The organism is Thermomonas haemolytica (genome assembly GCF_004346265.1).
GTDB classification, from domain to species: domain Bacteria; phylum Pseudomonadota; class Gammaproteobacteria; order Xanthomonadales; family Xanthomonadaceae; genus Thermomonas; species Thermomonas haemolytica.
In genome coordinates this window covers 528,037-541,809 of the sequence record NZ_SMAP01000001.1, presented here as the reverse complement: position 1 = coordinate 541,809, position 13,773 = coordinate 528,037, and the positions used below count along the sequence as shown (strand labels likewise).

General features: G+C 70.8%; 11 protein-coding genes. 6 read left to right on the top strand and 5 right to left on the bottom strand.

The window, feature by feature from the left end; all coding sequences use genetic code 11:
* Window positions 1-94 precede the first annotated feature (94 nt).
* From EDC34_RS02530 to EDC34_RS02520, 3 genes are all read right to left on the bottom strand, one after another.
* Window positions 95-1,024 (bottom strand): peptidylprolyl isomerase, encoded by a 930-nt coding sequence (locus EDC34_RS02530; protein WP_114960059.1) that lies wholly within the window; start codon window positions 1,022-1,024, stop codon window positions 95-97.
* Window positions 1,025-1,081: 57 nt separating this feature from the next.
* Window positions 1,082-2,362: a polyhydroxyalkanoate depolymerase gene (locus EDC34_RS02525; protein ID WP_114960178.1), complete on the bottom strand. Its 1,281-nt coding sequence runs from the start codon at window positions 2,360-2,362 to the stop codon at window positions 1,082-1,084.
* 105 nt (window positions 2,363-2,467) lie between these two features.
* Complete coding sequence (locus EDC34_RS02520; protein ID WP_114960058.1) at window positions 2,468-3,061, bottom strand: class I SAM-dependent DNA methyltransferase; 594 nt, start codon at window positions 3,059-3,061, stop codon at window positions 2,468-2,470.
* Between the two features lie 118 nt (window positions 3,062-3,179).
* Between EDC34_RS02520 and EDC34_RS02515 the strand changes: the two genes are divergently transcribed.
* Window positions 3,180-3,599 (top strand): CopD family protein, encoded by a 420-nt coding sequence (locus EDC34_RS02515; protein WP_114960057.1) that lies wholly within the window; start codon window positions 3,180-3,182, stop codon window positions 3,597-3,599.
* A 61-nt stretch (window positions 3,600-3,660) separates the two neighbouring features.
* Here EDC34_RS02515 and EDC34_RS02510 read toward each other — a convergent pair whose 3' ends face one another.
* On the bottom strand, window positions 3,661-5,391 hold the full coding sequence (locus EDC34_RS02510) for an alkaline phosphatase (protein WP_114960056.1): 1,731 nt from the start codon (window positions 5,389-5,391) through the stop codon (window positions 3,661-3,663).
* Window positions 5,392-5,501: 110 nt separating this feature from the next.
* Here EDC34_RS02510 and EDC34_RS02505 point away from each other — a divergent pair, with 110 nt between their 5' ends.
* The 3 genes from EDC34_RS02505 (at window position 5,502) to EDC34_RS02495 (ending at window position 9,130) form a co-directional block, all read left to right on the top strand.
* Window positions 5,502-6,839 carry a dicarboxylate/amino acid:cation symporter gene (locus EDC34_RS02505; RefSeq protein WP_114960177.1) on the top strand — a complete coding sequence of 446 codons (1,338 nt, stop codon included), beginning with the start codon at window positions 5,502-5,504 and terminating at the stop codon, window positions 6,837-6,839.
* Window positions 6,840-6,883: 44 nt separating this feature from the next.
* Window positions 6,884-7,651 (top strand): flagellar brake protein, encoded by a 768-nt coding sequence (locus EDC34_RS02500; RefSeq protein WP_114960055.1) that lies wholly within the window; start codon window positions 6,884-6,886, stop codon window positions 7,649-7,651.
* A 186-nt stretch (window positions 7,652-7,837) separates the two neighbouring features.
* The gene (locus tag EDC34_RS02495; protein WP_114960054.1) at window positions 7,838-9,130 is read left to right on the top strand and encodes an adenylosuccinate synthase; all 1,293 of its coding nucleotides are present in this window, start codon (window positions 7,838-7,840) and stop codon (window positions 9,128-9,130) included.
* Window positions 9,131-9,190: 60 nt separating this feature from the next.
* On the opposite strand, the gene EDC34_RS02490 is transcribed toward EDC34_RS02495, so the two are convergent.
* Window positions 9,191-10,207 (bottom strand): CE1 family esterase, encoded by a 1,017-nt coding sequence (locus EDC34_RS02490; protein ID WP_205388056.1) that lies wholly within the window; start codon window positions 10,205-10,207, stop codon window positions 9,191-9,193.
* 104 nt (window positions 10,208-10,311) lie between these two features.
* On the opposite strand from EDC34_RS02490, the gene trhA reads away from it, so the two are divergent.
* Window positions 10,312-10,968 (top strand): PAQR family membrane homeostasis protein TrhA, encoded by a 657-nt coding sequence (gene trhA, locus EDC34_RS02485; protein ID WP_114960052.1) that lies wholly within the window; start codon window positions 10,312-10,314, stop codon window positions 10,966-10,968.
* Between the two features lie 87 nt (window positions 10,969-11,055).
* Entirely contained in the window at window positions 11,056-13,713 is a 2,658-nt protein-coding gene (locus EDC34_RS02480; RefSeq protein WP_114960051.1) for a M1 family metallopeptidase, read from the top strand.
* Window positions 13,714-13,773 lie beyond the last annotated feature (60 nt).

Below are 13,773 nucleotides of genomic sequence, written 5' to 3'. Positions count from 1 at the left end.
CCGGGACGGTGCCGGGCCATGCGCAAGGCGGCCCTCCGGCCGCCTTGCGCGTCATCGCAACCGCATCATTCCGCGTGCAGATGCGCCGTCGGGATCAGCGCGCGGCGGGGGCTTCGCGCACCGGCAGCGGCACGTTGCACAGGTCGATATGGCCGGCCGGCTGGGTGTAGAAATCGTCCACCCGGTTGCGGCGCGCCTCGGTGGCGTCGCGGAAGGCCTGGCTGTCGGTGCGCAGCAGCTGCAGCCGGGTGCGCTCGGCTTTCGGCACCTCGCTGGCCAGCTTGATCGAAAGGATCGGCGTGCGCTGCTTGGGGTCGGTGTAGAAGCCCATCGGGGCGGGCCCGCGCGGGATCACGCTGAGCAGCTCCATGCCCTTCACCACGCGTCCGACCACGGTCAGCTGGTGGTCCAGCGCGCGCGGGGCCTGGCCGATCACCACGTAGAGCTCGGCGCCGATGCTGCTGTCCGGCGGCGTGTTGCGGCCGGCGCCGACCACGCCGTAGCAGTGCGCCATCCATACCTTGCCGGCCTTGGGGTCGCGCGCGGCGGGGAAGCCGTCCACGAAGCCGACCTGCGGCGCCCAGCCGTCCGCGTCCGGCAGGCGGTCGAAGCGCACGCCCTGGTCGCTGCGGGTGAACTCGGCCGGCAGGTGGGTGCGGGTGCCGGGCGGATAGGGCTTGGCCTTGCCGGCGTCCTCGCCGTCGGGGTCGCCGAACTGCACCACGAAATTGTCCTGCGAGCGGTAGATGTTCAGCCCGTCCCAGAACCGGCCCTTGGCCATCGTCTTGATGTTCGCCACGTGCTCCGGCGCGAAGCCGGGGGCCAGTTCGATCACCACCCGCCCGGCGGGCAGCTCCATGTACAGGGTGTTGGCGGGATCGAGGTCGCGCCAGGCGCTGGCCGGGGCGGCATCGATGATTTCCTGCGCGGATTTGCGCTTGGCAGGCTGCGCGGCCTCCGCGGCGTGCAGGTCGGCGGTCAGCAGGGCGAGCAGGGCGGTGGCAAGCAGGGTGGCGCGCATCATCGGGCTCCGGTGGTCAGATGCCCAGCATAGCGCGCGGACGATCGCCGCCGGCCGCCCTCAGGCCTTGCGCGTGCGCCTGCCGCGGGGTGCGGGCGCGTTGGTGTGGGCGCGGATGAAGTCGCGCACCTGCGGGTACACCTGGGTGCGCCAGCGACGGCCGCTGAAGATGCCGTAATGGCCGGCGCCTTCCGCCGTGAGGTGGCGGTGAGAGGCCTGCGGGATGCCGGTGCACAGCGCGTGCGCGGCGCGGGTCTGGCCCTGGCCGGAGATGTCGTCCAGCTCGCCTTCGACCGTGAGCAGCGCGCAGTCGCGGATCCGCGCGGGGTCCACCCGCTCGCCGGCCACGTCCCACAGCCCGCGCGGCAGCAGGTGCTGCTGGAACACCACGCGGATGGTGTCGAGGTAGTACTCGGCGGGCATGTCCAGCACCGCGTTGTATTCGTCGTAGAAGCGGCGGTGCGCCTCGGCCGATTCCAGGTCGCCCTTGACCAGGTCCTGGTAGAAGTCCCAGTGCGACATGCCGTGGCGCTCGGGGTTCATCGCCACGAACCCAAGGTGCTGCAGGAAGCCGGGATACACGCGGCGGCCGGCGCCGGGGTAGTTGGCCGGCACGCTGTGGATGACGTTGTTCTCGAACCACCATAGCGGCTGGCGGGTGGCGAGGTTGTTGACCGCGGTGGGCGACTGCCGGGTATCGATCGGGCCGCCCATCATCGTCATCGTGCGCGGCAGCGGTTCGCCGCGCGCCGCCATCAGCGACACTGCGGCCAGCACCGGCACGGTGGGCTGGCACACGCTGATCACGTGCAGGTTGGCGGCGCCGATGTGACGGATGAAGGCCTGCACGTAGGCCACGTAGTCGTCCAGCGTGAACGCGCCCTGCGCGTGCGGCACCATGCGCGCGTCGGTCCAGTCGGTGATGTACACCTTGTGGTCGGCCAGCAGGGTGCGCACGGTGTCGCGCAGCAGGGTGGCGTGGTGCCCGGACAGCGGCGCCACCACCAGCACGGTGGGGTCGTCCTTCATCCGCGCCAGGCCATCGGCCTGGTCGTGGTAGCGCTTGAAGCGCAGCAGCCGGCAGAACGGCTGCTCCAGCTCCACCCGCTCGACCACCGGGATCGGCACGCCGTCCACCTCGATCTGGTGGATGCCGAATTCGGGCTTCTCGTATTCCTTGCCCAGCCGGTACATCAGCTCGAACGCGGCCGCGGTGCGCTGCGCGCCCGGCAGTGCCGCCAGCCAGCTGTCGTGGGCGGAATACATCTTGGCGCCGGCATCGGCCCAGTAGGCATATGGGGCCAGTCCGGCGCGCCAGAGTTCGTGCAGTTCGTACAGCAGCATCGCGGTGGGGTCCCTGGCCTGGATTGCGGCGCTGCAGCATAGCGCAGGCGCGGCAAGCGGACGTGACGGCGGTCGCGCTTCCGGGCCGCGCCCGGCCTGCGTTCAGCCGGGCAGTTCCAGCGCCGTGGCGTGTGTTGCCAGTGCTGCCGACAGCCAGCAGTGCGAGCCCAGCGGCTGCAGGCCGAGCGCGCGCAGGCGCTCGCGGTAGAACGCCGCCGGCCGCTGCTTGAACTCGTGTTCGTCGCCTTCCGCGCCGTCGCCGCGCGCGAACACCTCGATGAAGGCCACCCCGCCGCACAGCTCGGCCAGCGCCGGCAGGCCGCGGTCCAGCTCGCGGGTGTCGAGGTAATGCAGCACGTCGCTGCACACCAGCAGGTCGACCGGCGGGCAGGGGCGCAGGTGGGCGAAATCGGCGAAGCGCGCCAGGTGCAGGTTGCGGCTGCGGCCGTAGCGGGCGACGGCGTAATCGCTGCTGTCGAAGCCCAGGTAGCGTACGTTCGGGCGCAGCTTCAGCAGCGGCGCGCGCCACGCGCCTTCGCCGCAGCCGATGTCCAGCACGCTGCGGATCGGCCGTTCCAGGTGGTATTCGGCGGTCGCCACCGCCAGCTGCACCTTGCGCGCCAGGCGCGCGGCGTGGCCGATCCCGCCATGGCGGTACCAGCGGTCGAAATAAGCGCGGTCGTAGGTCTTGGTCATGGCTTCCGGGGGGGGCGAGGTCGGGCCTGCGCGGGCAGGCGGCGTGCTTCAGCTTGACCGAGGCGGCATGCAAGAATCAAAAGCCCAAGCCCCGCTGTGCGGGCATGACGGACCTGCCATGGCCTACCTGCTGACCAAGACGTTCCACCTGGTGTTCGTGATCGCCTGGATGTCCACGGTGTTCTACCTGCCGCGCATCCTGGTCAACCTGGCCGAGGCCGGCGACGTGCCCGCCGTGCGCGAGCGCCTTCTGCTGATGGGGCGGCGGTTGTACCGCTTCGGCCACGTGATGTTCGGCATCGCCTTCGTGCTGGGGCTGGCGCTGTGGCTGCATTTCCACATCGGCGGCGGCTGGCTGCACGCCAAGCTGGCGCTGGTGGCGTTGCTGCTGGCGCATTTCGTGGTCGCCGGGCGCCTGCTCAAGCGCAACGCCGCCGGGCACCCGTTGCCTTCGTCCGGTGCCCTGCGCTGGTTCAACGAACTGCCGGTGCTGCTGCTGGTGATGGTGGTCTATCTGGTGCTGGCCAAGCCGTTCTGACTACGCGTTTCACGCAGCGCCACGCCGGTGTGCGGCGTGGCGTATTCGCGTGCGGATGCGCTCAGCGCGGCGTGGCCACGGCCTTGGGGTCGGGCAGGGTCACCGGGACCCCGTTGCCGTCGCACAGCTGGTGCGCGCAGGCCGCCGCGCGTAGGCGCGGGGTGGCCTGCAGCAGGACGTGGTAGATCGCGTTTTCCTCCAGCGAGCCGCGCACCGCGGTGCTGCCGGGGCCGCTGGCCCAGATGCCGACGTCTTCGCCGCCGTGGGTTTCCGACTTCGTCGGTACCAGCGCTTCCTGCATGTAGTCCGGGTCCTCGGTGTCCACGTGGGTCAGGTCCGGGCGGCCGTGTGCGGGGCGCACGTCTTCCATCCAGTGCTCGAAGTGCTTGGGGCCTTCCGGCTGGCGCGCGCTGGCGCCGGTGTAGCCGGGGCCGTTGGCATAGCTCAGGGTGGTGTAGGGCAGGCCGCTGGCGTCGCGCGCCAGCTGGGTGGGGTCGGCATCTTCGCCGCTGCCGCCCTTGACCTTGCCCAGGATCGGGTTGCCGCGGGCGGGATAGCCGGCGAAGGTCAGGGTGTGCGAGTGGTCGGCGGTGACCAGGATCAGGGTGTCCTGCGGCGAGGTCATCTCGGTGGCGGCGCGCACCGCGTCGGAGAACGCGATGGTTTCGTCCAGCGCGCGGAAAGCGTTGCCGGAGTGGTGGGCGTGGTCGATGCGGCCGCCTTCCACCAGCAGCACGTAGCCGTCCGGGTTGCGCGCCAGGCGGGTGATCGCGGCGCGGGTCATCTCCGCCAGCGAGGGTTCGCCTGCGGGGTCCTGCGGGCGGTCGTGCTCGTAGTGCATGTGGTCGGGCTCGAACAGGCCCAGCAGCGGCTTGTCGGCCGGCGCCGCGCGCAGCTGCGCCGCGTTCCAGACGTAGGCCCCGCCGGGGTGGCGCTGCTGCCATTCGGCGATCAGGTCGCGGCCGTCCAGGCGCGCGCCGACTTTGTCGTCGTACTCCGGGTCGCGCTGGCTGACCGGCATCAGGTTCACGCGGCCGCCGCCCATCAGCACGTCGGGGCCGTTGCCGTACGGCGATTCCACCATCTGCCGGGCGATGTCGATGCAACCCTCGGCCTGCGCCTCCTGCGGCAGGTCGGCATCGGTTTCCCAGTTGCGGTCGGCGCTGTGGCTGAAGGTCGCGGCCGGGGTGGCATGGGTGACGCGGGTGGTGGTGACCACGCCGGTCGCCATGCCGGCGGACGCCGCCAGCTCCCACAGGGTCAGCAGCGGGGTGGCCAGCGCCGCCTTGCAGTCGCCGCGCGGCGCGCTCTGGCCGATGCTGAGCACGCCCAGCCGGGTCTTGGCGCCGGTGGCGATCGCGCTCATGGTGCCGGCCGAGTCCGGGGTCTGGGAATTGGTGTTGTAGGTCTTGCTCAGCGCGGTGTCCGGGAAGGTCTCCCAAGCCAGGCGGTTTTCCTCGCCGCTGCTGCCCTTGCGCTGGCCTTCCAGGATGCGCGCGGCGGCCACCGTGGCCAGGCTCATGCCGTCGCCGAGGAACACGATCACGTTCTTGGCGCGGCCGTTCATGGCGCCGCGCTCCGCGGCCTGGGCGGCGCCGGCGCGGTACCACCATTGCGGGGTCTCGCCGTCCGGATGCCGGATGGCGGGCACGTCCACGTGCAGCGCGGCGGCCTGGGGGCCGACCGGGGCGGCGGCGTGCGGGAGGGGGCTGGTGCTGGCGCAGGCGGCCAGCAGCAGGCTGCCGGCCAACGGCAGCAGGCGGGATCGGGCAGGGGTATGCGGAATCTTCATGCCGGCATTATCACCGGTCGTGGTGTCGGTGGGATTGCAGGGACGTCCGCGCGCTGACGCGCGGCGGCGGGTCGGGTATCGTGCAGGCCGACCAAGCCCGGATGGCCCGCATGTTCGACTGGTGGTTCCGCATCAAGTTCTGGAAGCGCGTGCTGCTCGGCTTCGTGCTGGGCGCGCTGGCCGGCTGGGCGTTCGGCAAGGACGCCGAGACCTGGTTCGGGCCGGTCGGCGACCTCTACGTCACCCTGATCTCGATGATCGCGGTGCCGCTGGTGTTCTTCGCGGTGATCAACGCGGTGGCCTCGCTCAGCGGCAAGGCGTCGATCGCGGCGCTGGCCGGGCGCACTTTCCTGTGGTTCGCGATCACCGCGGTGCTGGCGGTGGGGGTGGGGTTGGCATTCGGCTGGATCATCCAGCCCGGGACCGGGGTGGGGACGCTGAAGATCGCATCCGACTATTCGCCCAAGCAGGTGCCAGGCGCGCTGGACATGCTGCTGAACCTGGTGCCGGCCAATCCGTTCCAGGCCCTGGGCGGTGCCGCCACGGCAAAGCTGGCGGACGGCACCAAGGTGCTGGTGCCGCGCAGCGGGACCGTGCTGCAGGTGATCTTCTTCGCCGGCCTGGTGGGCTTCGCGATGGTGAAGCTGGGCGAGAAGGTCGCCGGCGTGCGCAAGCTGGTGGGCGAGGCCAGCGAGGTGATGATCCAGGTCACCCGCTACGTGCTGGAGTTCACCCCGCTGGGCACCTTCGGCCTGATCGCCGCGCTGGTGGGCGGCTACGGCTTCGAGCAGCTGCGTCCGCTGCTGAACTTCGTGCTGGCGCTGTACGCGGCCTGCGCCTTCCACATCGTGGTGGTGTACAGCGCCTTGCTGCTGGCGCACGGCCTGAACCCGCTGAGGTTCTTCCGCGGCGCGGCGCCGGCGATGGAGGTGGGGTTCGTGGCCTCCAGCAGCTTCGCGGCGCTGCCGGTCTCGCTGCGCAGCGCCACCCACAACCTGGGTGTCGACAAAGACTACGCGGCGTTCGCGGTGCCGCTGGGCGCCACCATCAAGATGGACGGCTGCGGCGCAATCTATCCGGCGCTGGCGGCGGTGTTCATCTCGCAGTACGCCGGGATCGAGCTGTCGCTGACCCAGTACCTGATCATCGCCCTCGCATCGGTGCTGGGCAGCTTCGGCACCGCCGGGGTGCCGGGCACCGCGGTGATCATGGCCACCGTGGTGCTGTCGGCCGCGGGGTTGCCGCTGGAGGTGATCGGCTATCTGTACGCGATCGACCGCGTGCTGGACATGATGCGCACGATGACCAACGTCACCGGCCAGGTGCTGGTGCCGGTGCTGGTGGCGAAGGAAACCGGGCGCCTGGACCGGGCGATCTACGAGGCGGCGCCGAGCAACGTGGGGCTGGCCGAGGGCGACCAGGCCGAACCCGATGTCCGCCGCGGCTGACGCCCATCAAGCAGGCGCCGGCCACTGCCGTTAAGCTTGGTGGAATGAGCGACCTGCCCGACCTTCCCGCCCCGGACGTGGCCGACCTGGAGGGGTATTACGACAAGTTCTACATCCACGACGCGGGCGAGATCCGCCACCACCTGCAGCGCCTGGTGGGCGAGCGCAGTGCGCTCAGCGTGCGCCCGGACAATACCGCCAGCGCGCTGCCCACCATCCTGCTGAAGGTGGATGCCGCCGGGTTGTTGATCGACGTGCCCGCCAGCCGCTCGGTGCAGGACGCCTGGCTGGCGGCGCCGCTGCTGCGGTTCGAGGGCAGCATCGACCGCGCCGCGCTGCGGTTCTCGACAGGGCCGGCCCTGCTGGATGCGTTCGAGAATGGCGCCGCGTTCCGGTTGCCGATCCCCGAGCGCGTGCTGTACCTGCAGCGGCGCGAGTTCATGCGCCGCGAGCCGCCGGCCGGCACCCTGTTCTGCCGCCTGCGGCTGGACGAGGGCGAACGCGAGCGCGAGGTGGATGCCACCATCCGCGACATCGGCGGCGGCGGGCTGGCGGTGGTGGCCACCCGCTCGCAGGTGCGCCTGCAGGTGGGCGACGTGCTGCGCGACTGCCGGATCGACCTGCCCGAGCTGGGCGAGGTGGAGGTGAGCCTGCAGGTGCGCCATATCATCAGCCGCGGCCACCTCGGCCCGGATGTCACCCAGGCCGGCTGCGAGTTCGTCAACCTCACCCCGGTCGCCCAGCGCAAGCTGTTCCGCTACCTGCTGCAGCTCGACCGCGACCTGCTGGCGCGGCGGCGGCGGATGGAGTGAGGGCGGCGGTCGCGGGGGGCGGCCGATACGGGTAGAATGCACGAAAGCCGGGGCTCGCCTCGGCTTTTTCCGTGTCTGGACGCGCGTTGCCCGGAGTGCCCCGATGGCGTTCCGGCCCGGCGGCGCGGGGCTCCGGACCCATCCATCCCGCGGCCCCGATGGCCGCACGCAGCAGGAGTTGAGGCCATGGGCCAGTCGGTCGTGGTGTTGGGCGCCCAGTGGGGCGACGAGGGCAAGGGCAAGATCGTCGATCTGCTCACCGAGGACATCGGTGCGGTGGTGCGCTTCCAGGGCGGCCACAACGCCGGCCATACCCTGGTCATCAACGGCAAGAAGACGGTGCTGCACCTGATTCCGTCCGGCATCCTGCGCGACGGCGCGCTGTGCCTGATCGGCAACGGCGTGGTGATCTCGCCGGCGGCGCTGCGCAAGGAGATCGAGGAACTGGAGGCGGCCGGGGTGGACGTGCGCTCGCGGTTGAAGATCAGCCCGGCCGCGCCGCTGATCATGCCGTACCACATCGCGCTGGACCAGGCGCGCGAGAAGGCCGCCGGCGGCAAGGCCATCGGCACCACCGGCCGCGGCATCGGCCCGGCGTATGAAGACAAGGTGGCGCGCCGCGGCATCCGCATCGCCGACCTGCACTATCCGGAACAGTTGGCCGAGAAGCTGCGCAGCGCGCTGGACTACCACAACTTCGTGCTGACCAAGTACCTGGGCGTGGAGGCGGTGGACTTCGACGCGGTGTATGCCGAGGCGCTGGCGTTCGGCGAATACGTCGAGCCGATGAAGTCCGACGTGGCCGGCATCTGCCACGACCTGCGCAAGCAGGGCAAGCGCGTGCTGTTCGAGGGCGCGCAGGGCGCGCTGCTGGACATCGACCACGGCACCTATCCCTACGTCACCAGCTCCAACACCACGGTCGGCGGCGCGCTGGCCGGCACCGGCGTGGGCGCGGACGCGATCGACTACGTGCTGGGCATCGCCAAGGCGTATGCGACGCGCGTCGGCGGCGGCCCGTTCCCGACCGAGCTGGACGACGAGATCGGTCAGGGCATCCGCGACCGCGGTGCCGAGTACGGCGCATCGACCGGCCGCCCGCGCCGCTGTGGCTGGATGGACATCGTGGCGCTCAAGCGCGCGGTGGCGATCAACGGCATCAGCGGCCTGTGCATCACCAAGCTCGACGTGCTGGACGGCATGGAGAAGCTGAAGATGTGCATCGCCTACGAGTACCGCGGCAAGCGCACCGAGTACGCGCCGCTGGACGCGCAGGGCTGGGAGGAGATCACCCCGGTGTACCTGGAGTTCCCGGGCTGGAGCGAAACCACCCACGGCATCACCGAATGGGACAAGCTGCCGCCGGCCGCGCGTGCCTACCTGCGTGCCCTGGAAGAACTGGCGGGCTGCCCGATCAGTATTGTCAGCACCGGCCCGGACCGCGACCACACCATGGTGCTGCGCGACCCGTTCGCCTGAGCCCCGTCCACGCGGGCCGGCGGCTGCGTGCCGCTGTGCCCATGCCTGCATGCGCCCGGCTCATGGCCGGGCGTATTGCTTGAGGAAGTCCCAGATCCGCTGCGGGCCGTCGATGTCGCGGTTCTGCGGCCCCAGCAGGCGGTCCACCAGCGCCGGGTGGCGGGCATCGGCGAGGAGGTCGGGCATGCGGTGGCCGCCGCCGTCCACCTTGTACAGCAGCACCCCGGTGCCGGGCGGGCAGCGCGAATCCACCCGCACCACCCGCGAGCCATCGTCGGGCGCCACGTCCGCCAGCGCGGTCGTGCCGGCATCCTCCGGGGCGCAGCCGTCCAGGCGGCGCCAGAAGCGCAGGGTGTCCTCCGCCGACAGCAGCCCGGAAACGCCCATCATCCGGTTGCTGCCGCGGCCGCCGTCGAAGTTGACCAGCGGGTCGGCGGTGCCGTTCATCAGCACCAGCGGCGTGCCCTGCGCCGGATGGCAGGCCGCCGCCATGTGCCGGGTCAGCGCCATGATGGTGCTGCTGGCGGCGGCAATCAGGTCGGGACGCTCGCAGGCCAGGGTCATCGCCATCGCGCCGCCGTTGGAGATGCCGGCCACGTAGATGCGGTGCGGATCGGCGATGCCGCGCCGGACCAGGTCCTGGATCAGGATGGTGAGGAACTCCACGTCATCGGTGCCGGCCGGTGGCCGCCGGCCGGCGACCTCGGCATCGCTGCGCAGGTCCGCCCAACCGCGGTTCAAGCCGTCCGGTGCCACCAGTACGAACCCCGCGCGGCGGGCCACGTCCGGCCAGGAGGTGTGCTCCAGGATGTCGCGGCCCTGCTGGGTATTGCCGTGCAGGACCAGCACCAGCGGTGCCGGCTGCCGCGACGAGCGTTGCATCAGGTAGCTGCGTGGGATGCCGTCCACTACCAGGGTGCCGGTGTCGACCGTGGCAACTGCTTCCGCGCCTGTGGCGGGCGGGGCTGCGGCCTGCACGCCCGGTGCCGCCAGGAGCAGCGCCAGCGACAGCAACAGGACGTGGGGCAGGGCGGGGCGCGGAAGCGGGCGCATGGCGGCGTGCGGGAGGGCGGGCATGGCGGGCTGGGGAATTGTGCGAGGAGGCGGGTTTCTGCAGGTGGCAACGCCGGCCGGCGCACGGGGTTGACCGCGGCGGCGTCCGGCGGGAGTATCCTGCTGCAATGCAGCAGACCGCGCGCGTCCGTCCCGATCCCCTGGCCCATCCTGGCGAGGAGCTGGCGAATGCGCTGACCCACGGCGTAGGCGCGGCCGCGGCGCTGGCCGGCGGCGCGGTGCTCATCACCCTGGTGGCGATCCATGGCGACGGCTGGCAGCTGGCCGGGGCCATTATCTTCGGCGTGGCGCTGCTGCTGCTCTATACCGCGTCCACCCTGTACCACGCGATCTCGCATCCGGTCGCCAAGGGGCGGCTGAAGGTATTCGACCATTGCGCGATCTACCTGCTGATCGCAGGCACCTATACCCCGTTCACCCTGGTCGGCCTGCGCGGCGCGGTGGGCTGGTGGCTGTTCGGCGCGATCTGGGCGCTGGCGCTGGCGGGCGTGGTGTTCAAGCTGTTCTACACCGGACGCTTCCGCCGCCTCTCGACCCTGATCTACCTCGCGATGGGCTGGCTGGTGGTGGTCGCGGCCGGGCCGCTGCTGCGCGCGCTGGATACGGCCACGCTGGGCTGGTTGCTGGCCGGCGGGGTGGCCTACACGCTCGGCACCCTGTTCTACCTGCGGCCGCGGATGCGCTGGTCGCATGCGATCTGGCATGGGTTCGTGATCGCCGGCAGCGTCTGTCATTACATTTCCGTAATGCACCACCTGCTGTAAACGCGCCGGCGGCATGACTTCCGGGGGTGGGCCGCGCCCCGGGGCGGCGGGAAGATCGCCCGTCTCCCACGTTCCCCCGAGGTTTGCATGCGTCGCCTTCTGACCACCGCCATCGCCCTGGCCCTGGCCGGTTCCGCCACCGCCGCGCTGGCGCGCCCGGCCGCGCCCGCGCCCGCTGATGCGCAGGTGGATGCCACCACCCAGCTGCCGCGCGACGTGCGCCCGACCCACTACGACGTCGAGATCGTGCCGCATGCCGAGCGCCTGGCGTTCGACGGCAAGGTGCGGATCAACCTCGACGTGCTCAAGCCCATCCGCAGCATCACCCTGAATGCGGTGGACATGGCCTTCTCCAGCGTCCGCCTGAGCCGCGCGCAGGGCCAGGATCTGGTGCCCAAGGTGGCGATGGATGCGGCGGCGCAGACCGCCACCTTCACCTTCGACCGCGAGCTCGCGCCCGGCAGCTACCTGCTGTCGATCGACTACAGCGGCAAGATCGGCACCCAGGCCAACGGCCTGTTCGCGCTCGACTACCCGACCGCTTCCGGCAACAAGCGCGCGCTCTACACCCAGTTCGAGAACTCCGACGCGCGCCGCTTCATCCCGTCCTGGGACGAGCCCAGCCTGAAGGCCACCTTCCACCTGGCGGTGACCGCGCCGGCGGGGCAGATGGTCGTGAGCAACATGCCGGCGGCCAGCACCCACGACCTTGGCGACGGCCGCCGCCTGACCGTGTTCGCGCCGACCCCGAAGATGTCCACCTACCTGCTGTTCATGGCGGTGGGTGATTTCGACCGCACCACCCTGTCAGACAACGGCGTGGAGGTCGGCGTGATCGCGCAGAAGGGCAAGGTGGACCAGGCCCGCTTCGCGCTGGAATCCGGCCGCGACGTGCTGCGCGAATACGACGACTACTTCGGCGTGAAGTACCCGCTGCCCAAGCTCGACAACATCGCCGCGCCGGGCCGCAGCCAGTTCTTCAGCGCGATGGAGAACTGGGGCGCGATCTTCACCTTCGAGTCCTCGCTGCTGTTCGACCCCGCCACCTCCAACCTGTCCGACAAGCAGCGCATCTTCACCACCGCCGCGCACGAGATCGCGCACCAGTGGTTCGGCGACCTGGTGACGATGGCGTGGTGGGACGACCTGTGGCTGAACGAGGGCTTCGCCACCTGGATGGAAGGCCGCACCACCCGCAAGCTGCATCCGGAATGGGACGTGGACAACGTGGATGCCGCCTTCACCAGCCGCGGCCCGATGAACGGCGACGCCTACGCCACGACGCACCCGATCGTGCAGCACATCGCCACCGTGGAGCAGGCCAGCCAGGCGTTCGACGGCATCACCTACGGCAAGGGCTCGGCGGTGATCTCGATGCTGGAGGACTACGTGGGCGAGGATGCCTGGCGCACCGGCGTGCGCAGCTACATCGCCAAGCACGCGTATGGCAACGCGGTGACCGACGATTTGTGGAAGGAAATGGAGATCGCCGCGCCCGGCAAGCAGTTCACCCAAGTGGCGCATGACTTCACCCTGCAGCCCGGGGTGCCGCTGATCAAGGCCAGCGCGCGCTGCGAGGGCGGCAATACCGTGCTCCAGCTGGAGCAGGGCGAATACACCGTGGACCGTCCCGGCAAGGTGCCGCTGCGCTGGCACGTGCCGGTCAGCGTGCGCGGCGGCGACGGCCAGGTGCAGCGCGTGCTGGTGGACGGCCAGGCCAGCCTGAGCCTGCCCGGCTGCACCGCCCCGGTGCTGGTGAACGCCGGCCAGAAGGGCTATTTCCGCACCTTGTACGCGCCGGCCCAGTTCAAGGCCATCAGCGCCGGCTTCGCCAAGCTGCCGGTGGTGGATCAGATGGGCGTGATGCTGGACGCGCAGGCGCTGGCCGCGGTCGGCCTGCAGCCGGAGGCCGACAGCCTGGACCTGGCCATGCAGGTGCCGATGACGGCCGCGCCGGAGCTGTGGCAGAACGTGGCCGGCCAGCTGGCCGGGATCGACGACCTGCTCAAGGCCGATCCCAAGCGCCAGGCCGCCTTCCGCACGTTCGCCCAGGCCAAGCTGTCGCCCAAGCTGGCGCAGCTGGGCTGGGACAACCGCGCGGACGATTCCGCCGCCGTCCGCCAGCTGCGGCAGAGCCTGATCGGCGTGCTCGGCATGCTCGGCGATGCCAAGGTGCTGGCCGAGGCGCGCCGCCGCTTCGATGCCTTCCTCGCCAACCCGGCCTCGCTCGGCCCCGATCTGCGCCGGACGGTGCTGGGGATGGTCGCGCGCAATGCCGATGCCGCCACCTGGGACAAGCTGCACGCGCTGGCGCAGGCGGAGAAGTCCTCGATGCTGCGCGACCAGTACTACGGCCTGCTGGCGATGGCCAAGGACAAGGCGCTGGCGCAGCGCGCGCTGGACATGGCGCTGACCGCCGAGCCCGGCGCCACCAACAGCGCCTCGATGATCGCCACCGTCGCCCGCGAGCACCCGCACCTGGCCTTCGACTTCGCCACCGCCCACCGCACCCAGGTGGACGCGCTGGTCGATTCCACCTCGCGCGCGCGCTACTACCCCGGCCTCGGCAGCGGCGCGGATGACCTGAAGATGGTGGATAAGATCAACGCCTTCGCCGAGCAGTACATCGCGCCGACCTCGCGCCGCGAGGCGCAGCGCGTGGTCAACGGCATCCAGACCCGGGTGAAGCTGCGCCAGCAGCGGCTGCCGCAGGTCGAGGCGTGGCTGAAGCAGCGCGGCGTTTGATCCCGCGCGCCATCGGGCGCGATCGCTGGACACGAACAGGCCCCGCACTGCGGGGCCTGT